General features: G+C 67.1%; 21 protein-coding genes and 1 riboswitch. Of the genes, 9 read left to right on the top strand and 12 right to left on the bottom strand.

Going from position 1 to position 21,710, the window contains the following annotated elements; all coding sequences use genetic code 11:
- Positions 1-6: 6 nt before the first annotated feature.
- Together KRR55_RS16000 and cls are read right to left on the bottom strand one after the other, a co-directional pair.
- Positions 7-417 (bottom strand): hypothetical protein, encoded by a 411-nt coding sequence (locus KRR55_RS16000; protein ID WP_336245144.1) that lies wholly within the window; start codon positions 415-417, stop codon positions 7-9.
- A gap of 351 nt (positions 418-768) precedes the next feature.
- Positions 769-2,259 carry a cardiolipin synthase gene (gene cls / locus KRR55_RS15995; RefSeq protein ID WP_217390148.1) on the bottom strand — a complete coding sequence of 497 codons (1,491 nt, stop codon included), beginning with the start codon at positions 2,257-2,259 and terminating at the stop codon, positions 769-771.
- A 100-nt stretch (positions 2,260-2,359) separates the two neighbouring features.
- Between cls and KRR55_RS15990 the strand changes: the two genes are divergently transcribed.
- Together KRR55_RS15990 and KRR55_RS15985 are read left to right on the top strand one after the other, a co-directional pair.
- Positions 2,360-3,235, top strand: coding sequence for an aminodeoxychorismate lyase (locus KRR55_RS15990; RefSeq protein ID WP_217390146.1), 876 nt, complete (start codon positions 2,360-2,362; stop codon positions 3,233-3,235).
- A gap of 57 nt (positions 3,236-3,292) precedes the next feature.
- Positions 3,293-3,751, top strand: coding sequence for an NUDIX domain-containing protein (locus KRR55_RS15985; protein WP_217390144.1), 459 nt, complete (start codon positions 3,293-3,295; stop codon positions 3,749-3,751).
- Between the two features lie 84 nt (positions 3,752-3,835).
- On the opposite strand, the gene KRR55_RS20685 is transcribed toward KRR55_RS15985, so the two are convergent.
- A complete protein-coding gene (locus tag KRR55_RS20685) occupies positions 3,836-6,190 on the bottom strand; it encodes an ATP-binding cassette domain-containing protein (protein WP_217390342.1) in 2,355 nt (784 codons plus the stop codon).
- Positions 6,191-6,220: 30 nt separating this feature from the next.
- The gene (locus KRR55_RS15975; RefSeq protein WP_217390142.1) at positions 6,221-6,844 is read right to left on the bottom strand and encodes an ECF transporter S component; all 624 of its coding nucleotides are present in this window, start codon (positions 6,842-6,844) and stop codon (positions 6,221-6,223) included.
- Positions 6,845-6,898: 54 nt separating this feature from the next.
- Positions 6,899-7,020: riboswitch (TPP riboswitch) on the bottom strand.
- A 71-nt stretch (positions 7,021-7,091) separates the two neighbouring features.
- Here KRR55_RS15975 and KRR55_RS15970 point away from each other — a divergent pair.
- Positions 7,092-7,352 carry a DUF4235 domain-containing protein gene (locus KRR55_RS15970; protein ID WP_217390141.1) on the top strand — a complete coding sequence of 87 codons (261 nt, stop codon included), beginning with the start codon at positions 7,092-7,094 and terminating at the stop codon, positions 7,350-7,352.
- Positions 7,353-7,458: 106 nt separating this feature from the next.
- Here the strand turns inward: KRR55_RS15970 and mnhG are convergent, their stop codons facing one another.
- From mnhG to KRR55_RS15940, 6 genes are read right to left on the bottom strand one after another with little or no spacing between them, the layout of a single operon-like run.
- The gene (gene mnhG / locus KRR55_RS15965) at positions 7,459-7,866 is read right to left on the bottom strand and encodes a monovalent cation/H(+) antiporter subunit G (protein ID WP_217390139.1); all 408 of its coding nucleotides are present in this window, start codon (positions 7,864-7,866) and stop codon (positions 7,459-7,461) included.
- Positions 7,866-8,129, bottom strand: coding sequence for an MrpF/PhaF family protein (locus tag KRR55_RS15960; RefSeq protein WP_217390137.1), 264 nt, complete (start codon positions 8,127-8,129; stop codon positions 7,866-7,868). The genes mnhG and KRR55_RS15960 overlap by 1 nt, the downstream gene beginning before the upstream one ends.
- On the bottom strand, positions 8,126-8,740 hold the full coding sequence (locus KRR55_RS15955) for a Na+/H+ antiporter subunit E (RefSeq protein ID WP_217390135.1): 615 nt from the start codon (positions 8,738-8,740) through the stop codon (positions 8,126-8,128). Before KRR55_RS15955 ends, KRR55_RS15960 begins: the two co-directional genes overlap by 4 nt.
- Positions 8,737-10,365, bottom strand: a complete 1,629-nt coding sequence (locus KRR55_RS15950; protein ID WP_254456290.1) for a Na+/H+ antiporter subunit D — start codon at positions 10,363-10,365, stop codon at positions 8,737-8,739. Before KRR55_RS15950 ends, KRR55_RS15955 begins: the two co-directional genes overlap by 4 nt.
- The gene (locus KRR55_RS15945; RefSeq protein WP_217390133.1) at positions 10,362-10,826 is read right to left on the bottom strand and encodes a Na(+)/H(+) antiporter subunit C; all 465 of its coding nucleotides are present in this window, start codon (positions 10,824-10,826) and stop codon (positions 10,362-10,364) included. The genes KRR55_RS15950 and KRR55_RS15945 overlap by 4 nt, the downstream gene beginning before the upstream one ends.
- The gene (locus tag KRR55_RS15940; RefSeq protein ID WP_217390131.1) at positions 10,823-13,810 is read right to left on the bottom strand and encodes a Na+/H+ antiporter subunit A; all 2,988 of its coding nucleotides are present in this window, start codon (positions 13,808-13,810) and stop codon (positions 10,823-10,825) included. Before KRR55_RS15940 ends, KRR55_RS15945 begins: the two co-directional genes overlap by 4 nt.
- Before the next feature lie 247 nt (positions 13,811-14,057).
- On the opposite strand from KRR55_RS15940, the gene KRR55_RS15935 reads away from it, so the two are divergent.
- From KRR55_RS15935 to KRR55_RS15925, 3 genes are all read left to right on the top strand, one after another.
- On the top strand, positions 14,058-15,401 hold the full coding sequence (locus KRR55_RS15935) for an MFS transporter (protein ID WP_217390129.1): 1,344 nt from the start codon (positions 14,058-14,060) through the stop codon (positions 15,399-15,401).
- A gap of 26 nt (positions 15,402-15,427) precedes the next feature.
- Positions 15,428-16,456: a malate dehydrogenase gene (locus tag KRR55_RS15930; RefSeq protein WP_217390127.1), complete on the top strand. Its 1,029-nt coding sequence runs from the start codon at positions 15,428-15,430 to the stop codon at positions 16,454-16,456.
- A 117-nt stretch (positions 16,457-16,573) separates the two neighbouring features.
- Entirely contained in the window at positions 16,574-16,981 is a 408-nt protein-coding gene (locus KRR55_RS15925; protein WP_217390337.1) for a GNAT family N-acetyltransferase, read from the top strand.
- Positions 16,982-17,066: 85 nt separating this feature from the next.
- Here KRR55_RS15925 and dcd read toward each other — a convergent pair whose 3' ends face one another.
- Positions 17,067-17,648, bottom strand: coding sequence for a dCTP deaminase (gene dcd / locus KRR55_RS15920; protein ID WP_217390125.1), 582 nt, complete (start codon positions 17,646-17,648; stop codon positions 17,067-17,069).
- Positions 17,649-17,824: 176 nt separating this feature from the next.
- Between dcd and KRR55_RS15915 the strand changes: the two genes are divergently transcribed.
- Positions 17,825-18,658, top strand: a complete 834-nt coding sequence (locus KRR55_RS15915) for a M15 family metallopeptidase (protein ID WP_217390123.1) — start codon at positions 17,825-17,827, stop codon at positions 18,656-18,658.
- A gap of 172 nt (positions 18,659-18,830) precedes the next feature.
- Here the strand turns inward: KRR55_RS15915 and KRR55_RS15910 are convergent, their stop codons facing one another.
- Positions 18,831-20,537 carry a fumarate hydratase gene (locus KRR55_RS15910; RefSeq protein ID WP_217390121.1) on the bottom strand — a complete coding sequence of 569 codons (1,707 nt, stop codon included), beginning with the start codon at positions 20,535-20,537 and terminating at the stop codon, positions 18,831-18,833.
- Between the two features lie 109 nt (positions 20,538-20,646).
- Here KRR55_RS15910 and KRR55_RS15905 point away from each other — a divergent pair, with 109 nt between their 5' ends.
- Complete coding sequence (locus KRR55_RS15905; RefSeq protein WP_217390119.1) at positions 20,647-21,150, top strand: SseB family protein; 504 nt, start codon at positions 20,647-20,649, stop codon at positions 21,148-21,150.
- A gap of 61 nt (positions 21,151-21,211) precedes the next feature.
- A complete protein-coding gene (locus KRR55_RS15900; protein ID WP_217390117.1) occupies positions 21,212-21,694 on the top strand; it encodes a cation:proton antiporter regulatory subunit in 483 nt (160 codons plus the stop codon).
- Positions 21,695-21,710 lie beyond the last annotated feature (16 nt).

The following is a 21,710-nucleotide window of genomic DNA, read 5'->3' as shown; positions in this document are numbered from 1 at the left end:
GCCGGACTAGCTGACGGCCTTCTTCAGCAGCTCCACCAGGCGCTTTTGGTCGGCGGCCGCCAGCTTGGTCACGGCAAAGGAGCTCGGCCAGAAATTGCCCTCGTCGAGGTTCGCGTCCGGCTGGAACCCGATGGTGGCGTACCGCACCTTGAACTTGGCGGCACTCTGGAAGAACACCACGACCTTGCCGTCGGCATTGGTGTAGGCCGGCATGCCGTACCAGGTCTTGGCACCCAGGGACGTGTGCTTCTTGACCAGCGCGTGCAGGGTCTCGGCCAGTTCCTTGTCCGTGCCCGTCATTTCCCCGATGGCCGCAAGGCACGCCGCCTCAAGGTCGGCGCCGATCTTCGCGGCCTTTGCCTCGGCGACGGCCGCCCGCATGGCTGCCTTTTCCTCTTTGCTGAAGGTCGTGTTCACGGCTTGTTCCTTTCGGTCCTCTGGTTTACGTCTCCCACTCTAGGCGGAGCCTCCGGGGAGTACTTCTTGAATCCTGTTTGACTTGGCCGGCCTGCGATCCGGGCGGCTGGGAGTCCGCCGACAGCTCCCCTGCCCCCAAGGCGCGGGACGCCGGCATCGTGGCCGCCAGGGGGCATCGCTTGCCCCGATGGATGAAATCGGCTGAGGGATCATGCGGGTGTTGTTCATCGGCGCGCTGCGCTCCGGCGGCGATGACATCCCCGGTGCCGCGGCCGACCGCGAGGAGACCTGGCGCCCGGCGGGAGTCAAGTCCGAAGCCGACGGGCGGTGGTGGGCATCGGGCCCGCGGGCCTATTGCAGCGTCGCCGAAAGCCGTGCCACGTTGTCGATCCACCGGTTCACCGGGGTGCGCCGGCTCCACTGCTCCAGGGTCAGCTCGGTCGAATTCGCCCGGTAGCTGTCCTGCACCTTCATCAGCTCGTTGACCAGGTCCGGGCCCAGGAGCATGAGCGTGATCTCGAGGTTCAGCGAGAAGGAGCGCATGTCCATGTTGGAGGATCCCATCACCACCACGTCGTCGTCCACCGCCATGCACTTTGAATGCAGCACCGCCGGGGCCTTGTAGAGGTAGATCCGCACCCCGGCCCGCAGCAGGGCCTCGTAGTAGGACTGCTGGGCATGCTGCACCAGGGCCTGGTCGCCCTTCTCGCAGACGAAGAGTTCCACCGCCACCCCGCGCTGGGCGGCGGTGGTGATGGCGTAGAGCAGCGAGTCGTCGGGAACGAAGTAGGGGCTGGTGATGGAGAGGCGCTCGGTGGCCGAATAGATCAGCGTGTTGAACAGCCTCAGGTTGTTTTCCGCCTCGAAACCCGGCCCGCTGGGCACCACCTGCCCGAGGTCCTCCCCCGCATCCGGCGCCTCGACCATCGCCTCTTCCACCGCGGCCAGGTCGTGGAGCAGGTCCCCGTCGGACTCCTGCGACCAGTCGGTTGCGAAGACCACGTCCAGGCTGGTCACCAGCGGGCCGTGGACCTTGACCATGAGCTCGACCCATTCCCGGCCGATCTTGTGTGCGGAGGCCCGCTTGTATCCGGGCTCGATGAGGTTCTGGCTGCCGGTGAAGGCCACCTGCCCGTCCACCACCACGATCTTGCGGTGGTTGCGCAGATCCGGGCGCCGCCACCGTCGTTGGAAGGGCGCCAGCGGAAGCATCCGCCGCCAGTTGATGCCCGCGTCGCTCATCCTGCGAATCAGCGAGAAATAGCCCTTGACGCGCAGCGACCCCAGGTGGTCGAAGAGCACCCTGACCTTGACCCCGCGGGCGACCGCGCGTTCCAGGGCGTCCAGGAGCGGGGCGACGTACTGTTCGTCGTCGCCGATGATGTAGAACTGCACGTGCACGTAGCGCCGGGCCCTGTCGATTTCCAGGCGCATCGCCTCGAGGGATTCCTTGTAGCCGGTGATGAACTCCACCGCGTTGCCGGCCTGCAGCGGCAGCGCGCCCAGCCTCCGGTTCAACTCGACCGCCGAGAGCACCCAGTCGGGGGCGTCGGGGGCCCAGGTGCCCCCGGTCAGGTGCTGGGTGGCCTCGAGGATCGATTCGTTGACCCTCCGCTGGCGTTCGATGCGCCGCCTCGACAGCTTGATGTTGGCGAAGAGCAGGTAGAGCAGCAGGCCCGCCACCGGCAGGAAGAAGATGGCCAGCAGCCAGGCCATCGCGGTGGTGGGGCGGCGGTTGCCCGGAACGATTCCGACCATGGTGATGCGGATGGTGAGCTCGATGCCCACGGCGATCGACCACAGGGCGGCGCCAAGGGTCAGCGCGTCGCTGCCTGCCTCCATGGATCCCTCCTTGCCAGAGCCCGTTTCCCGGCCATACCCCAGACTACCGCCCGCACGGCGCTAGCCGGAGAACCACTTTCGCGGCGGTAATCTGGTACCCATGACTGCACTTGTGTTCCTTGACCGCGATTATCCCGCCGGCCGCGTCGCCGATGCCGCCACCGCACAGCTCTCGGTCCTTGACCAGGGGGTGACGCGCGGGGACGGGATCTTCGAATCCGCGCTGTACACCAACGGGATCGTGCGCAAGCTCGATGCCCACCTGGCGCGGCTGCGGGTCTCGGCCTCGACCTGCGACCTGCTGGTCCCGCACGAGGAGGCCTGGCGCGCGGCGATCGCGACCGCCGTGGCTGCATTCGATGCCGCCAACCCCTCCGAGGAAGCCGTCGTGAAGCTCGTGGCCACCCGCGGCACCGAGGGGCAGGACCACGGCACCTCCTGGGTCATGGTCTCCGCCGCCCCCGAGCTGGGACGCCGCCAGCGCCAGAGCGGGGTCTCGGTGATCTTCCTGGACCGCGGCTACGACTCGAGGGTCGCCGAGCGCGCGCCCTGGCTGCTGATGGGTGCCAAGACGCTGTCCTACGCGGTGAACATGGCGGCCCTGCGCCACGCCAAGAAGATGGGCGCCGACGACGTCATCTTCCTTTCCAGCGACGGAATCGTGCTGGAGGGCCCGACCTCCACGGTGCTGATCGCGCACCGCGACGGGGACACCAAGCGGCTGATCACCCCGACCCTGGAAACCGGCATCCTGCCGGGCACCACCCAGGGCGCCATCTTTGCCGCCGCGAGGGAGGCAGGGTGGGAGCTTGGCTACGGGCCGCTGACGCCGGAGAACCTGATGGATGCCGAGGGCGTCTGGCTGGTGTCCAGCGTCCGGCTGCTCACCCCGGTGAACTCGATCGACGGCACCGCCATTGCCCGCGACGGGCAGCTACATGCCGAACTCACCGCCATGGTCGACGCCATCCAATAAGCGCGCTTTTCGCATCCGCTCCCCCGGCGGATGCCGGAGAAGATTCGAGGTTTCCCCATGCAGGAACTGTTCCAGTTGGTGCCCGCCGCCTACGTGGTGCTGCGCCGCGGCGGCCAGGTGCTGTTGCAGCTGCGCCAGAACACCGGTTTCATGGACGGGCACTGGGCCTGCGCCGCGGCCGGGCACGTGGAGCCGGGGGAATCGGTGGATGCCGCCGCGGTGCGCGAGGCGGCCGAGGAGCTGGGGCTGCGACTGGATCCGCGGGACCTGCTCCCGCTGTCCACCTTGCACCGCACCAACGGCGGGGATGCCCCGCGCGCCCAGCGCGTGGATTTCTTCTTCGCGGCCAACCGCTGGGACGGGGAGCCGAGAATCATGGAGCCGGAGAAGTGCGCAGCCATCGAATGGTTCGACCTGGACAGGCTGCCTGCTCCCATGCCGGAACACGAACGCTACGTGCTGGAAAACCTTGCCGCCGGGACCTTGCCGGCCATCGCCTCGCTGGGCTTCCCCTAGCCGGCGGCACCGCGTAAAACTGGCGGGTTCCGGTCCCGATGCATCTTGCGATGCACCGGGACCGGGACCCGCCCGTGCGTTGGCCTAGGTCCAGACCAGGTTCCACGTTCCCAGCGCGAGCGCGGCCCAGGTGGCGGCGGCGCCCAGCAAGAGCCCCGCTGCCACGATGGCCGCATCCCGCCGCCCGTACGCCGAGGTCCTGAGCCAGGTGCGCGCATTGGTCCCGAAGCCCTTGGCCTCCATGGTGACCGCCAGCCGCGAGGCCCGCCGAATGGCCTGCACCAGCAGGCCGAAGACCTGCCCGAGGTTGGCGCGCATCCGCTGCCCCACCGAACCCCGGCTGCCCACGCCGCGGGCGCGCCGGGCCATGCCCAGGGTGGTCCATTCCTCGATCAGCAACCCGAGCAGGCGCATGCCCGCCAGCGCGCCGAGCACAAAGCGGTGCGGAAGCCGCGCCTTTTGCGCCAGCGCGTTGGCCAGGTCGGTGGGGTCGGTCGTGAAGAGCACCAGCACCGCGGGGATCGCCACGGCGAAGGCACGCATGCCGGTGGCGGCACCGGCCGCCAGCGAGCCCTCGGTGATGTCGAAGATGCCCAGGTCCAGCAGCACCGCACCGGAGTCGTTGCCCACCAGCGCGGTTCCCCAGGCCCCGAAGAGCGCGGCGAGAAGCAGTGGCCAGCCCCGGGCCAGGAAACGCGGGATCGACAGCCCTGCCAGCGGCAGCGCCAGGATCGTCGCCAGGACCACCAGGGAGCTGCTGACCCAGTCCATCGAGGCCACCAGCGGGATCGTTGCCAGCGCCACCGCGGCCAGCTTGGCCAGCGGGTTCGCCCGGCCCAGGAAACTGGCCCCGCCGCGGGCATCGGCCTGCAGCAACCCGGGGCGGGCCCCGGTCTCCGGGTTCCCGTCCCGGCCGCCGGGGGCATCGAGGACGAACTCGTTGGCGCCCAGGGCGCGGGCGAAATCCGCGTCGTGGGTCACGGCAATGATCGCCGTGCCATGCGCCAGTTCCTCGCGCAGCAACAGTGCCAGCTCCCGCCAGGTATTGGCGTCCTGGCCAAAGGTCGGCTCGTCGAGGATCAGGACCTGCGGGGACGAGGCCAGGACCGTGGCCACCGAGAGCCGGCGCTTTTCCCCGCCCGAAAGGGTGAAGGGGTTTGCCTCGGCCAGGTGCCCCAGCCGCAGCCGGGCCAGCAACGACTCGACCCGCGACTCGATCTCCGGCTGCGTGAACAGCGGTTCCCGGGTGCCGGGCTTGACCGCGTGCGCCGGGCCAAAGGCCAGCTCCTCGGCCACCGTGTTGGTGACGAATTGGTGTTCGGGTTCCTGGAACACCGAACCGATCCGGCCCACCAGCTCGGTGGCCCGCCAGTGGTAGGGGCGCGCCTCGGATCCGGCGGCCAGTTCCGCGGTGGCCAGCACCGTGCCGGAGGCCTGGGGCAACAGGCCCCCCAGGGTCAGGGCGAAGGTCGACTTGCCCGAGCCGTTGGCCCCGCGCACGCTCCAGGCCTCGCCCGCCGCGACCCGCATCTCAAGCCCGCCGGCGGCGACCGGGCCGCCGCGCTTCCGGGCGACGGCCAGGGAACCGGCCTCGAGCAGCAGTGCTCCGCTGCTCCCTGTGTTCGGCCTGGCCTCGATGGCCGGGGTGTATCCGGGCACCCAGACCCCGGCGGAAATCAGTTCCCCGCGGACGGCGCCGGGCCCGAACAGCTCGTCCGGGGTTCCCTCGTGGGCGATGCCCCCGCCCGGTTCCAGCACGATGACCCGGTCCATGTGCGGCGCCCAGGCCTCCAGCCGGTGTTCGACGATCAGCAGGGTCGCCCCGGTGGCGTCGAGTGCACGGATCACCGCGTCGCGGACCTCCAGCACGCCGGCCGGGTCGAGGTTCGCCGTCGGCTCGTCCAGCAGGACGAGTCCCGGGCCCATGGCCAGGATCCCGGCCAGGGCCAGGCGTTGTTTTTGCCCGCCCGAGAGCGCCGCGGTGGGGTGCTCCAGGGGGACGTCGAGTCCCACGGCGTCCAGGGCGTCGACGATGCGCCGGGCGATCTCCTCCGGCGGCACGGAGAGGTTTTCGGCGCCGAAGGCCACATCGTCACCGACCCGGGCCTGGACGACCTGGGTTTCGGGATCCTGCTGCATGAGCCCGACCAGGCCGCGGCCCTGGGCCACGGGCGTTCCGTCCAGCAGGAGCTCGCCGGAGGAATAGGCCTCGTCGTCCTCGTGCAGGACCCCTGCCAGCGCGTAGAGCAGTGTGGACTTGCCCGCGCCCGAGGGCCCGGCCAGCAGGACCCGCTCCCCGGCGCGGATGTCCAGGTCAAGGCCCCACAGGGCCGGTTGGGCGCGGTCCGCATGCCGCCAACCCCAGTTGCGGGCGCTGACGGACACGGGCGCGGAGAGCCGGCGGGCCTGCCCCGGGGCGTCGGCCTCACGGTGCAGCATCGAAGGTGAAGACATGATGGCGGCCGCGTCCTAGAGGATGGGTTCGGTGGCCGCCTTGCGGCTGGCCAGGGCGCCCAGGGCGCCGGTCTTGGCCAGGGCGCGGGTGGCCAGGAAGGACAGCAGCCCGGCGATGACGATGCCCGAGATGGTCATGAACGCGATGTAGGCGAAAAGCATGCCGGTGGTGTATTCGGGGTACCAGCGGAAGATGAAGGTGTCGTTGACGCTGCCGAAGAGCCCGGCGCCTGCACCGGCCAGCAAGGCCACGGGCAGGTTGAACTTGCGGTAGCGGAACGCGGCGAAGACCGCCTCGGCGCCCAGGCCCTGGATCAGGCCGGAGGTCAGCACCGTCAGCCCGAATTCGGACCCCATCAGCGCGGACACCATGGCCGCCACCAGTTCGCAGAACAGGGCCGCGCCGGGCTTGCGGATGACCAAGGCGCCGAGCACCGCGGGAAAGAGCCACATGCCCGAGACCAGTGCGGTCGAGGGCGGGAAGGCCAGGAACAGGAAGTCAAGCAGGTGGTGGGTGCTGTTCCAGGCCCAGAAGATGACGCCCGAGGACACGGCGATGACCGCTGCAATGACGATGTCGACGACGCGCCAGGACGTGGTTGCCGTTTTGGGCCCGGCGGGCTGGTTGGTGGTGCTCATGATCGTGATCCTCCTTGGATACAAGGAGGGGAGGGAAAACGTTTGTTTCAACGCACCCCTGAGAACTCGACTTCCTTCGCCGGTACTAGCCGGGGCAGGTTCGAGGGTCTGCGGTTCTCCGCACTCTCAGCGCCTTGGTGCGAATTGCTTCGCACGACGCTCCCCTGTCGTGATTGTTTCAGTCCTATGATGCTACCTCAGGCTATGCTGGGGCAGGTACCGTTGCCCGCAACATTTGGGAGTCCCCATGAACAGTTTGATGAAACTTATCGGCCCAGTTATTTCCATTGCCGCAGGATTCTTGGGCGGGAAGATCGTCGACAAGGCATGGCTTGGCTTCACCGGCCAGCAACCGCCCAAGCGAGGCAACAAGGAAGCACAGGCCGAGGCCAGCATGCGCCAGGCGATTGCCTTCGCCGTCCTTTCTGCCACGACCGCCGCCCTGATCCAGGTGCTCACCGACCGCGGCACCCAAAGGGCCCTGGCCCGGTTCGCCAAAAAGGCCTAAGCCACCAATGACTCGGGGGCCCACGGATTTCCCGTGGGCCCCCGAGTCGTTTCCGGCGCTGCCGCCGGCTCCGGGACACGGGTTACGGACCCGGGCCCCGCGGAGTCTAGTCGATGAAGTCGGTGCGGTCCCGCGGCCTGTCGCGGCCGATTTCGTGTTCCTCCCGCTGCTCGGCGGCCTCGACGACCGCCGCCAGCTCATCGGCAACGAGGGTCTCGCGCTTGAGGTGCCGCGTCCGGTATCCGGCGCGTCCGACCATGTGTGCCGAGACCGGCGCGGTGAGCAGCTGCAGCAACCAGGCCAGCACGAGCACCGGCAGCACCGCCCAGGAGCGCAGTTCCAGCCCGAGCGCCGCCAGCAGCAGGAACAGGCCCAGCACCTGCGGCTTGGTCGCGGCGTGCAGGCGCGAGAGCAGGTCGGGGAAGCGAAGCATGCCGATTCCCGCGGCCAGGGACATCAGGCAGCCGACGATCATGAACGTCCCGGCAACGATGTCGATGAGCGTGTCAAGCATCAGGCGTTCCTCCGATCCGTGACGAAGCGGGAAACCGTGACCGACCCGACGAACCCGACCAGGCAGGCCAGCAGCACAAAGACCAGGTTGTTGGCGTGCTGGTTGACGGTCATCTCGATGCAGAGCGCCGCGGAGATGATCAGGAGCAGCACGTCGGTGGCGATGACGCGCTCCAGGATGGACGGGCCCTTGGCCAGCCTGACGATGGCCAGGCAGGCCGCAATCGAGAGCGTGATTCCGCAAATCCACAGGACGATGTTCATGAAGGTGCTCCGTGTTCCTTGCTTGGTTCCGTCTTCTCGGCGTTCAGCGCCGCAAGTTCCTCGGCGGTGCCCATCATCCGGATCAGCCGTTCCTCGATCAGCAGGACCGATGCCCGGGCCTTTTCCACGCCCGCCTGGTCGTTGACGTTGAGCACGTGCAGGTACAGCGTGGAGGACCGTCGGTCCACCTCGACGACGTAGGATCCGGGCACCAGCGTCAGCACGTGGCCGACGAAGGTGACCAGCAGGTCAGACTCGGTGCGCAGCGTGACGGTGATGACCGCGCTGGTGGTCCGCGGCCCGCGGAACACCGCCAGGTACATGACCTCGAAGCTGGCCCGCGTCACGTCCCGCAGGAACGCCCCGATGAAGACCACGGCACGCCAGATGTTGAAACGCCCCGAAAGGATGATCGGCGGCAGGCGGAAGACCCGCACCAGCAGCAGCGAGATCAGCAGCCCGAACACCAGGTTTCCGATGGCAAAGTCCTGCCAGAGCGCGCCCCACACCAGCATCATCCCTACCAGCAGCGGAATCTCCTGGCGCAGCGTGGATCGCTGGCGCTGCCCGCTCTCGTCCTTGGCGTCGGCCAGACGTTGTTCCCTGCTCATCGTGCTTGCCCCTCTCCGGCTCCGAGGACGGCCTCGATGTAGTTGCCCTCATCGAGCATCTGTCCGGCCACCCTGTCGCTGAAGTCGAAGAGCGGCCCGGCAAACACCGTCAACGCCACGCCCACCAGCACCAGGGCGGCGGTCATGGCCAACATGCCGTTGGGCAGCAGGGCCGCGTTTCCGCGGTCGCTGTAGCGGCTGGCCGGTTCGTCGGCGACGATGTCGTAGGTGGCCCCGCGCGCCGCGGAAACGCCAACGAGCAGCAGCGGGTCCGGGTCCGAGGCGTCCTCGGCATCGCGCCAGAACGCCCTGTTCCAGATGCGGGCCACGGCCAGCAGGGTCAGCAGCGAGGTCAGCAGCGACACCGCCACCAGCACCCAGGCCATCGGGGTGCCCAGCTCGGCGCCGCCCTGGACCAGGCCGAGCTTGCCCAGGAACCCGGAGAACGGCGGGATGCCGCCCAGGTTCATGGCCGGGACGAAGAAGAGCAGCGCCAGCAACGGCGAAAGCTTGGCCAGCGAACCGAGCCGGTCGATGTTCGAGGTGCCGGCGCGGCGCTCGATGAGGCCCGCGACCAGGAACAGCGAGGTCTGCACCACGATGTGGTGGGCCACGTAGTAGATGGTCGCCCCGAGGCCCAGCTGGTTGCCCACGGCGACGCCGAAGATCAGGAAGCCGATGTGGCTGGTCAGCGTGAAGGAAAGCATGCGCTTGATGTCCGTCTGTGCCACGGCGCCGAGGATTCCCACCAGCATGGTCAGCCCGGCCACGACCATCAGCGCATCCGAGAGCCGGTTCCCGGGGAACAGCAGGGTCTCGGTGCGGATGATGGCATAGACGCCGACCTTGGTCAGCAGCCCGGCGAACACCGCGGTGACGGGGGCAGGGGCCGTCGGGTAGGAGTCGGGGAGCCAGAAGGACAGCGGGAAGACCGCGGCCTTGATCCCGAATGCCACCAGCAGCATCACGTGCAGCACCGTCTGGGTGCCTTCGGAGATCTGCGGCAGCTTCACCGCCAGGTCGGCCATGTTCACGGTGCCCACGGCCGCGTAGATCATGCCGATGGAGATGAGGAACAGCAGCGAGGAGGCCACCGAGACCACCACGTAGGTGGTTCCGGCGCGGATGCGCGCGGTGGTCCCGCCGAGCGTCAACAGCACGTAGGAGGCCGTCAGCAGGATCTCGAAGCCCACGTAGAGGTTGAACAGGTCCCCGGCGAGGAAGGCGTTGGACACGCCCGCCACCAGGATCAGGTAGGCCGGGTGGAAGATCGACACCGGCCCGTCCTCGTCCCCGTCGGCCAGGCCCTGGCTGGTGGCGTAGAGCAGCACGGCCAGGGAGACGATGGTGGAGACCACCAGCATGAAGGCGGAGAAGCCGTCAACGACCATGGAGATGCCGAAGGGCGGTGCCCAGCCGCCGAGGGTGACCGAGTAGGTCCGGCCGTCCCAGACCGTGGCCAGCATCCAGGCCTCGAGGCACAGGGTGACCACCAGCACGCCAATGGTGACCGCGCGCTGGGTGCGCCGCTTGCGGCGCAGGATGAAGGCAAGTGCCGCGCCGAAGATCGGCAGGGCCACCGCCAGCGGGGCGAATGAAACGGCGCTCAGTGGTGCATCGATCATGCGCTGGGCCCCGCTTCCTTGGTGTTCCCTGCAGGCACTGACTCGTCCCCCTCGAATTCGGTGGTGTCCTCCGGGACCGGGGAGTCTTCCTCGAAGTCGAAGGTCGACTGCTGCGAGACGCGAAGGTCCTCGTCGTCGTCGGCGACCACGTCGGCCCGGGAGATCACCCAGGAGCGGTAGATGATGCCCAGCATGAAGGCGGTCACCGCGAAGGTGATCACGATGGCCGTGAGGATCAGTGCCTGGGGCAGCGGGTCGCTGTATTCCTGCGCGTCAAGCGCCGACTTATACAGCGGGGCCTCGCCGCGGCGTCCGCCGGCCGAGAGGATCAGCAGGTTCACCCCGTTGCCCAGCACCACGATGCCCAGCAGCACCCGGGTCAGGGAACGCTCGAGCAGGAGGTAGATCCCCACGGCAAAAAGGATGCCCATCACTATGAGCAAGGTGATATTGGTGCTCAACGTCCCACTCCCGTCTCCGCGTCGGAAACCATGTCATGCGTGTCGGTGGGGCTGCGGCCCTCGGACCGGTCGTCGATCTCCGAGCCCAGGGAGCGCAGCACGTCGATGACCAGTCCGACCACCACCAGGTAGACCCCGATGTCGAAGATCGTCGAGGTCACGAACTTGTGCTCCCCGAAGAGCGGCCAGGTGAATTCGATGGCGGCGGAGGTGAACATCTGCGCGCCGAAGAACAGCGGCACCGCCGCCGTGAGCGCCGCGAGCCCCAGCCCGGTGCCCATCAGCGTCCCCGGGCTCACCGGGGTGGCCTCGGCCAGTTCCACCCGGCCACCGGCCAGGTAGCGGATGGTCAGAGCCAGCCCGGCCAGCAGGCCGCCGGCAAAGCCGCCGCCGGGGGTGTTGTGCCCCGCCAGCAGCAGGTACACGGACGCCAGCAGGATGGTGTGGAAGAGCAGCCGGGTGACCACCTCGAAGGTGATGGACCGGCGCTCGGGCGCCAGCGTGTGGCCGGCCACCAGCCAGGAGTCGCGGGCGGAGGCAGCGAATGTCCTTGCCACTTTCAGCCCGGCGCGGCTCGGGTTCTTGCCGCCGATGGCCTCGGAGCCGTGGTCCACCGATCCGGAGGGCACCGCGGCGACGCGCAGCCGCTTGTCGCCGCGCCCGCGCACGAAGATCAGCGAGGCGACGCCGGTGGCGGCGGCCGCCAGCACCGTGATCTCGCCGAAGGTGTCCCAGGCGCGCATGTCCACCAGGGTCACGTTCACGATGTTCTTGCCCGCCCCGCCGGTGTAGGCAAGCTCCGGGTAGGCCAGCGAAATGGGGTCGGCCACGCGCGAGGCCATGGAGGTGGCGGCAATGTAGATCATCGACGCACCGAAGCCGATGCCGATCAGCGCACGGCCCAGCCGGTGTCCCGTGGGGTTCTTGGCCCACAGTTCCACGGGCAGCGCGCGCAGGGCCAGCACGAAGGCCACCAACACAATGGTTTCCACCAGGAGCTGGGTGACGGCCAGGTCGGGGGCGCCCTGCAGGGCGAAGATCGCCGCCATCCCGTAGCCGCTGACCGAAACCATCAACACGGCCAGGAAGCGCCGGTTGGCCTGCACCGCCCCGATGGCACCCACGACCATGATGAGCCCGATGACCAGCTGGGCGGGGTGGTCGAAGGCAATGAAGTTTCCCGGGGCGGGGGTGTTGAGCAAGATCGCGGTGGTCGCCGGAAGCACCAGCGCCACCGTCAGGATCACCACGAGGTAGAAGGACAGGGAACCGCGCTGGGTCCGGCCGGTGAGCCAGATCGCCAGGTTGTCCAGGATGGTGATCAGGAACTTGTAATCGCGTTCGGCATCGAAGACCGGCGGGACCCTGGACTGGAAGGCAAAGATCCTTTTGCGGCCCAGGAAGAGCAGCGCGCCGATGACCATGGTCAGAATGCTCAGGCCCAGCGCCGGGGTGAACCCGTGCCAGAGCCCCAGGTGGATGGGGTCCTCTGCGGGGCCGAACAGCCCGATGTACGGTGCGATGGCCCCCTCGAGCACCTGCGGGATCCAGGCGAAGACCACGGTGGCGGCGGTGAGCACGAGCAGCGGCGTGAGGAACAGCAGCGGCACTTTCGGGAAGGTGGTGGTCTTCATGCCTGCCTTGGCGGCAAAGCCGCCCCAGAGGAAACGCGCGGAGTAGGCGAAGGTCATCATGGCCCCGATGACCACGCCAATGAGCAGCACCACGCCGGTGGCGCCATTGCCCCGGGCATGTTCCAGCAGGGACTCGAAAACCGCTTCCTTGGCCACGAAGCCGAAGACCGGCGGGAATCCGGCCATGGAGGCCGCGGCAATGGCGGCAACGACAAACAGCAGCGGCGAGGACTTGTAGAGCCCGGAGAGCTGGTGGATGTCACGGGTGCCGGATTTGTGGTCGATGATCCCCACGATCAGGAAGAGCGTCGCCTTGAAGAAACCGTGGGCCAGCATCATCGCCAGGCCCGCCAGGTAGGCGTTGGGGGTGCCCATGCCAAGGATCAAGATCAGGAAGCCCAGCTGGGAGACCGTGCCGTAGGCCAGCAGCAGCTTGAGGTCGTGTTGCCGCAGCGCCCGCCAGCCGCCGATCAGCATGGTGGCCAGGCCGACCCACAGCAGCATGGGTTGCCAGAAGGCGGTCTGGTCGAAGCCGGGGGCAAGGCGGGCGACCAGGTAGATGCCTGCCTTGACCATGGCGGCCGCGTGCAGGTAGGCCGAGACCGGCGTCGGGGCGGCCATGGCACCGGGAAGCCAGAAGTGGAACGGGACCAACGCGGACTTGGAAATCGCACCGATCAGCACCAGGGCGATGGCCACGTCGATGTAGGTGCCCAGGGCGGTCAGTTCCGGGGCCATCGCCATGATCTCGGAGATGCGGTAGGTGCCGGCGGCGTGGCCGAGCATGATCAGGCCCGCCAGCATCGTCAGGCCGCCAAAGGTCGTGACCATCAGCGCGGTCAGGGCCGAACGCCGGGCACTCATGCGGGTGCGGTTGAACCCGATCAACAGGAACGACAGGATCGTGGTCAGTTCCCAGAAGATGAACAGCAGGAGCATGTCGTCGGCGGTCACCAGGCCGAACATTGACGCGGCGAAGGCCAGCAACTGGGCGCCGAAGGCGCCGGTGTGGGGATCCTCGTTCTTGAAATACCGTGCGCAGTAGAACAGCACCAGGGCACCGACCCCGAGCACCAGGAGGCACAACACCGCGGAAAGTGCATCCATCCGGAAATCCAGATGGGCATTCAGCGGGCCGATCCAGCTATAGAGCTCGGACGGGGGCGCGTTCGGCCCTCCGCTGGCAATGGACTGGTCGGTCCCGGTAAAGCTCGAAAAATTCGCCACAAGCCAGACAAAGGCCAACGCCGGGACGGCCGCCAAAACGTAGAACGTCGAACGGCCCAGAACTCGAAAAATGAATGGCGCAATTCCGGCAACGGCAAAAAGCGCAATCAGGACAAGGAGCACACGTATCTCCTATGGTCGGCGGGCCAGTGCCCTGGCGGCAAAACGGTCAAAAAGGCAGCTTTCAGCTTATCAGCCGACATCTCCCGCCAAGTGATTTGACCCGGGATTCAGCTGATGAAATGTTGGGGAATAATTCTTCTTTTCGGATTGTTTAAGACCCGTCCGGAAAAGGACATTCCGGCGGCACGCCGGGATGCATTATTTCGCTGCTTCCCCGTTGTTGGTTCGATGCAGCTACGATGCACCCATGAGCGAGTTTCCTGCGGCACCGTCGGCCTCGACCGACCGGCAGAGAATTATCACCAAACCCGTGATGGCGTGGGCTTCCTGGGACTGGGGGTCGGCTGCCATCAACGCCGTGATGACGACCTTTGTCTTCACGGTCTACCTGACCAGCGACCTCTTCGGGGACAAGGACGCCAACTCGGTGGTGCTGGGCAACGGGCTGGCGATCGCCGGGGTGGCAATCGCGCTGCTGGCCCCGGTGACCGGGCTGCGTTCGGATGCCGGGGGTCGCCGCCGATTCTGGCTGGGCGTGAACACGGTGATCGTTGCGGTGCTCACCGCCGCCTGCTTCTTCGTCTTCCCCGAGCCGCGGTTCCTGATCCTCGGCGTGACACTCATCGCGCTGGCCTCGGTCTTTTCCGAGTTTGCGACGGTGAACTACAACGCCATGCTGCCGCAGATCTCCACCCCCTCCACCATCGGCAAGGTCTCGGGCTTCGGCTGGGGCATGGGCTACCTCGGCGGCATCCTGGCCCTGGCCATCGTCCTGTTCACCCTGGTGACCCCGCTCTTCGACTGGGCGGGCGCCTCGGAGGCCGGTGCCCTGAACCTGCGACTTGTCGCGGTGTTCTCCGCTGTCTGGTTCCTGGGATTCGGCCTGCCGGTGCTCTTCGCGGTCCCTGAGATCCCCGGCGAATCGGGCGGGCCGCGCTTCACCATCCTGCAGTCCTACGCCGAGCTGTGGCGCCGGGTCGTCGCCCTGGCGCGCAAGGACCGCCACACCGTCTTCTTCCTTCTCGCCAGCGCTGTCTTCCGAGACGGGCTGGCCGCGGTGTTCACCTTCGGCGGGATCATCGCCGCCGGAACCTTCGGATTCCCGCTGCAGCAGGTGATCATCTTCGCCATTGTCGGTAACGTCGTCGCGGCCCTCGGCGCCATGGTCGGAGGGCTGCTCGACGACAGGATCGGCCCCAAGCGCGTGATCATCGGCTCGCTGGTCGGGTTGCTGGTCGCCGGCCTGGGCGTCTTCCTCTCCCCCGGTGCCGCGGGCTTCTGGGTCTTCGGTTTGCTGTTGTGCCTGTTCGTCGGCCCGGCCCAGTCATCCAGCCGGGCGTTCCTGGCCCGGCTGGCGCCGGTCGGTCAGGAGGGCGAGCTCTTCGGGCTCTACGCCACCACCGGCCGCGCCGTCAGCTTCCTGGCCCCCGCCCTGTTTGCCGCGTCCATCGCGCTGGCGTCCCCGCACGTGGCCGAGGCCCAGCGCTACGGCATCCTGGGCATCCTGGCGGTCCTGCTGCTCGGACTGCTCCTGCTGATCCCGGTGCGGGCACCGCGCCACGGCCCGACGCCGCTGGAACGTGGCCTTTGACCGGCGTTGGTGGTTCCATGGGAGCCATGGGCATCAAGGAACCCGTGACAGTGACCGTGACCGGCGCCGGAGGACAGATTGGGTATGCGTTGCTCTTCCGCATCGCCTCGGGAGCCATGTTCGGGCCTGCGACCCCGGTCAGGCTGCGCTTGCTGGAGATCCCGGCCGGGCTGAAATCCGCCGAGGGCACCGCCCTCGAGCTGCAGGATTGTGCCTTCTCCAACCTGGATTCGGTCGAGGTCACCGGCAATGCCGAGCGGGCCTTCGACGGCACCAATGTTGCGCTGCTGGTTGGTGCCCGGCCGCGTGGTCCGGGCATGGAGCGCGGGGACCTCCTCGCGGCCAATGGCGCCATCTTCGGCCCGCAGGGCGCCGCCATCAATGTCGGCGCCGCCGATGACGTGAGGGTCCTGGTGGTGGGCAATCCGGCGAACACCAACGCGTTGATCGCCGCCGCCCATGCACCGGATGTCCCGGCCGAGCGCTTCACCGCCATGACCCGATTGGACCACAACCGGGCGCTCGGCCTGCTGGCCGGCACCCTGGATGTCGGGGTGGCCTCGATCGGCAACGTCATCATCTGGGGCAACCACTCGGCAACCCAGGTCCCCGACATCTCCCACGCCATCCTCACCGGCGCCGACGGCTCCCAACGCCCGCTGCCGGACGCCCTGGCCGAAGCCCTCGGCGGCACGGACAAGGTGGCGGCGTGGCTCGAGGGGACGTTCATTCCGCGGGTGGCCGGACGCGGGGCCGAGATCATCGAGGTCCGTGGGTCCTCCTCGGCGGCTTCGGCGGCCGCTGCGGCAATCGACCATGTCCACGACTGGGTCCTGGGAACCTCCGGTTCCTGGACGTCGGCGGCGGTACTTTCCGACGGGTCCTATGGCGTGCCGCGGGGACTGGTCAGTTCCTTCCCGGTGCATTCCCGCAACGGCGCCTGGGAGATCCAGCAGGGACTTTCGGTGGCCGCGGACGTGCGGGCCCGGATCGACAGCTCCCTCAAGGAGCTTGAAGCGGAACGCGACATGGTCAAGTCCCTGGGGCTCATCTAACGGGTTTTCCCGTGAAAAGGAAGTTTTTTCGTGGAGCGGAGCACTGTTTTGCAGCTGGACGGGCAGGAGGTTGCGGTGCGTGATGCGGTCCGGGGCGACCTTCCCGCGCTCCTGGCGATGCTCGCCGACGACCCCCTCGGGGCGTCGCGCGACCCGGTTGCCGACGCCGACGTGGACGTGGAGCCCTACCTCGCTGCCTTTGCCGCCATCGACAAGGATCCGGCATACCGGCTGCTGGTGTGCGAGAGCGCCGGACGCGTTGTCGCCATGCTGCAGCTGTCCTTCATTCCAGGTCTTTCCCGCCGCGGGGCCTGGCGCGCCCAGATCGAGGCGGTGCGCACCCACGCGGATTTCCGGGGGCTCGGCCTGGGCAGGGGCTTCATCCAGTGGGCCATCGAGCTGGCGCGCGACGGCGGCTGCTCACTGGTGCAATTGACCACCGACAAGAGCCGCTCCGATGCCCACCGCTTCTATGAACGGCTGGGGTTCGAGGCAAGCCACGAGGGCATGAAGCTGGTGCTCTAGGCTGGACCGGGCCAGGGCGACGCCTGGAACACGGGTGCGGGCCGGCGGAATCCTCCGCCGGCCCGCACCCGCATTTAGCTTTTGCCTAGTTTTCCAGCGTGGTCTTGTGGAAGTTCAGGTGGCTGCGCGACGCCGTGGGGCCGCGCTGTCCCTGGTAGCGGTTCCCGTAGGCTCCGGAACCGTAGGGGTGCTCGGCCGGGGAGGAGAGCTTGAAGAAGCACAGCTGCCCGATCTTCGATCCCGGCCACAGCTTGATGGGCAGGGTCGCCATGTTCGACAGTTCCAGGGTCACGTGTCCGGAGAACCCGGGGTCGATGAAGCCGGCCGTGGAGTGGGTCAACAGGCCAAGGCGGCCCAGCGAGCTCTTGCCCTCGAGGCGTGCGGCGATATCCGTGGGCAGCGTAACCGTTTCATAGGTCGAACCCAGGACGAATTCGCCGGGGTGCAGGATGAACGGCTCGTCCGGGTCGACTTCCACCAGCCTGGTCAGTTCCGGCTGGTCCAGCGCCGGATCGATGTGGGCGTATTTGTGGTTGTCGAAGAGCCGGAAGAACCGGTCAATCCTCACGTCCACGCTTGCCGGCTGGATCATCGCCGGGTCGAAGGGGTCCAACTTAATACGTTCGGAGGCCAGCTCGCGTCGAATATCACCATCAGAAATCAGCACAGTACCCAAAATATCCCATTTGGCGCGTGGTTCCGGCATCGGAGTCCTGGGTGGATGGGTGGCGACCGGCCGAGCGCGGGCTGCCTACGGGAATATGCACCCGCTTGGCATGGGCGGAATCACGCGGTCTGCGGTTATCCTGAAAGGGCTCCATCCAGTTTTCCCGAAGGGACATCGTGTCTTTGTTTCGTGCCGGCCTTCCCGCCATCCTGTTGGGCTCCGCCCTCGTGCTGGCGGCCCCGCTCGCCGCGCAGGCCGCCCCCGTGGACGCCGCGGCCATGCAGGTGCGCGCCGAAACGCGGTTGAAGGCACCGACCACCGATGAACTGACGAAGGACCAGGATTCCTACCTCGCCCTGGTGAGCAGGGACCATCCCTTGGATCCCGCGAACTACAAGCCGAAGGACCTGCGGACGGTGTCCGGCACCGGGATGGAATTGCGCAAGGATGCGGCAACGGCACTCGAGAAACTGCTCAAGGCCTCTCGCAAGGACGCCCAGTCGCTGAGCGTGCTCAGCGCGTACCGTTCCTACGACCGGCAGATCGCCCTGTTCAACGGATACAAGGCGCGCTACGGCACCGACTACGCCACCCGGATTTCCGCCCCGGCCGGAACCAGTGAACACCAGCTCGGACTGGCTGCGGACCTGGGGCTCAGCAGTGGCGTGTGCGACCTCAAGGCCTGCTTCGGCGAAACCGATGGCGGAAAATGGCTGGCTGCGAACGCGGCTGACTTTGGCTTCATCATTCGATACCCGTCCGACGGCGAAAAGGTGACAGGCTACAAGTACGAGCCGTGGCATCTGCGCTTTATCGGGGTCGACCAGGCAAAGGCCATGGAGAAGTCCAAGGCCGAGACCTTCGAGGCCTTCCACGCTGCCCTCGTCAAGGCGTCCAAGGTCAAGCCGCCCACCGCGGCCGAGATCAAGAAACAGCGCGAATCGCTGCTGATCCTGCGGTTCCTGCCGCCCTATCGCGACTGGTCGATCGGCTTCGACTTCGCGCGCTAGCGAGTAGCCCCGGCACCCCACCCGAATTCCGGCCACGGTGTGCGCCGCAATTCACGTAGTATGGCGCCCCGACGACGGGCCCAAGGCACGGCACGACGCAGCAAAAAGGCATCGGATGATGCGGGTTTGCGCCCGCATCATCCGATGCCTTGGGGATTTTTCCTGCCGCGGCCTACTTGGCGCGGACCGGGATGCCGGTGAAGGTCGGCTTCAGGGTCTCGGCGAAGAAGTCCTCGCCCTTGTTGTCAACCACGATGAACGCCGGGAAGTCCTCGACCTCGATCTTCCAGATTGCTTCCATGCCGAGTTCCTCGTATTCGACGACCTCGACCTTTTTGATGCAGTCCAGGGCCAGGCGTGCCGCAGGTCCGCCGATGGAACCCAGGTAGAAGCCGCCGTGGGCGTTGCATGCGTCGGTAACCTGCTTGGAACGGTTGCCCTTGGCCAGCATGACCATGGAACCGCCGGCCGCCTGGAACTGGTCCACGTAGGAGTCCATGCGTCCGGCAGTGGTGGGCCCGAAGGAACCCGAGGCCATGCCTTCGGGGGTCTTGGCCGGACCTGCATAGTAGACCGGGTGGTCCTTGAGGTACTGGGGCATCTCCTCGCCGGCATCCAGGCGTTCCTTGATCTTGGCGTGTGCGATGTCGCGGGCCACGACCAGCGGGCCGGACAGCGACAGGCGGGTCTTGACCGGGTGCTTGTCCAGCTCGGCAAGGATCTGCGCCATCGGCTGGTTCAGGTCGATCTTGACCACCGAGGATCCACCGGTGCCGGTGACGCCGTCGGTCTCCTCGTCGTGGGCTGCCAGCGCCGGGTGCGATGCCTCGGGCATGAAGCGCGCCGGATCGGTCTCCAGCTGCTCCACGAACACGCCGTCGGCGGTGATCTTGGCCAGCATCTGCCTATCGGCGGAGCAGGAGACCGCAATGGCCACCGGCAGCGAGGCACCGTGGCGCGGCAAACGAACAACGCGCACGTCGTGGCAGAAGTACTTGCCGCCGAACTGGGCACCGATGCCGAAGTGGCGGGTCAGCTCAAGGACCTTTTCCTCCAGGTCGATGTCGCGGAAGCCGCGTCCGGTCATGGCGCCGGTCGTGGGCAGGTTGTCCAGGTACTTGGCCGAACCGTACTTGGCGGTCTTCAGCGCGAACTCGGCGGAGGTGCCGCCGATGACGATGGAGAGATGGTACGGCGGGCAGGCGGCCGTGCCCAGCGAGCGCAGCTTCTCGTCGAGGAACTTCAGCATGGCGTTCTCATTGAGGATCGCCTTGGTTTCCTGGTAGAGGAAGGACTTGTTGGCCGAGCCGCCGCCCTTGGCCATGAACAGGAACTTGTACTGGTTCTCGTGTCCCGGCTCGGTGTCGGCGTAAAGCTCGATCTGCGCGGGCAGGTTGTTGCCCGTCGACTTTTCTTCCCACGTGGTCAGCGGGGCCAGCTGCGAGTAGCGCAGGTTCAGCGTGGTGTAGGCGTCGTAGATGCCCTTGGACAGGGCCTTTTCGTCCGTGCCGGCGGTCAGCACGTGCTGGCCGCGCTTGCCCATGACGATTGCCGTTCCGGTGTCCTGGCACATCGGCAGGATGCCGCCGGCTGCGATGTTGGCGTTCTTCAGCAGGTCCAGCGCGACGAACTTGTCGTTCGGGCTGGCGTCCTCGTCGTCGAGGATGTTGCGCAGCTGCTGCAGGTGCGCCGGGCGCAGGTAGTGGGAGATGTCGTGAAGTGCGGTGGTGGCCAGGTTTTCCAGCGCCTCCGGATCCACTTCGAGGAAGGTCCGGCCGCCGGGGCCCTCGACGGTGCGCACGCCATCGGTGGAAATCTGGCGGTAGGTGGTCTCGTCCGCCCCGATGGGCAGGATGTCTTCATACTGGAATTCGGGCATGGGCTTCCTTGCAAAAGATTCAATTCGTTTCCCCCTAGTTTAGGACGGTTGGGCGAACAACCAGACATCGGGTTGCGCCGACGGGCGCAATGTAGACATGCTTGGGTGCATGAGTGAAGAGAACCAGCAAGCCAAGTCCACCGCAGGCACCGACGACATCCAGGCTGCCTTGGGCATCGAGCCGACGGTTACCGGCAATGAACCGGCCACCCATTTTGAAATGATGATCCGTGCTGCACAGAACGACCCCGCCCTCAACGGCCAAGTCATCGCCTCGTTGATGAACTCGGAAGTATATTTCCTCAGTCGCGAGGAGGTCGCCGGCGAGGCCACGAATGCCCAGCCGATGATCTTGCAGAACGCCTCGGGCGAACCGGTGATCGCCCTGTTCACGCATCTGGCCCGGATCCCCGGCGCCTACATCGACGTCGCCCCGTATGGCGTCCAGGTGCTCGGCGGGACAGTCGTCCGCTCGCTGCAGGACACCGGGCTGGTCATCAACCCCGGGCATGAGCTGTGCTTTGAAATCGATGCCGCCGGGGTGAGGACCATCCGGGAGGAATTCAACCTCGACGGAACGCTGAAGAAGCCCTCCGGCGAGGGAAACAAGTAACCCTGCCCCGTCGCCGTATCCGTGCCTCCGTTTTGCGTGTCCTGCGGACTAGAGTGGGAGCATGGATTTTGAAGATACGTCGTTGCCCGGGCTCGGCGTCCGTCGCGAAATAATCCTCGCGTCAGGGCGCCGGGTGGGCGTGGTGATCCTGCGTGATGGAACCATGCAGTTGATCATTTCCCAGCGCGATGACCCCGACGCCTGCGCCGCGTCCATTCCGTTGAGCGTTGAGGAAGCCGGCGCCATCGGTGCCATGCTCGGCGCCCCGCAGCTGGTGACCCAGCTGACGGACCAACATCGCGACCTGCCCGGGGTCAACACCCAGCAATTCGTCCTGAGCCACGAGAGCCCCTACGTCAACCAGACCCTGGGCGACACCCGCCTGCGGACCCGTACGGGAACCTCTGTTGTCGCCATTTCCCGCAGCGGAAAGGTGTTCCCCTCCCCCACACCCGATTTTGAGCTCAATGGGGGGGACGTCCTGATCATTGTCGGCACCTCCGCAGGGCTGGAAAACGCAGCGCACCTGATCAACGACGGCTAAGGGGAGGTGCACGGTT

The organism is Paeniglutamicibacter quisquiliarum (genome assembly GCF_019084045.1).
Taxonomy (GTDB): domain Bacteria; phylum Actinomycetota; class Actinomycetes; order Actinomycetales; family Micrococcaceae; genus Paeniglutamicibacter; species Paeniglutamicibacter quisquiliarum.
The sequence above is the reverse complement of the archived record's forward strand: the minus strand, read 5'-3'. Positions and strand labels throughout refer to the sequence as shown.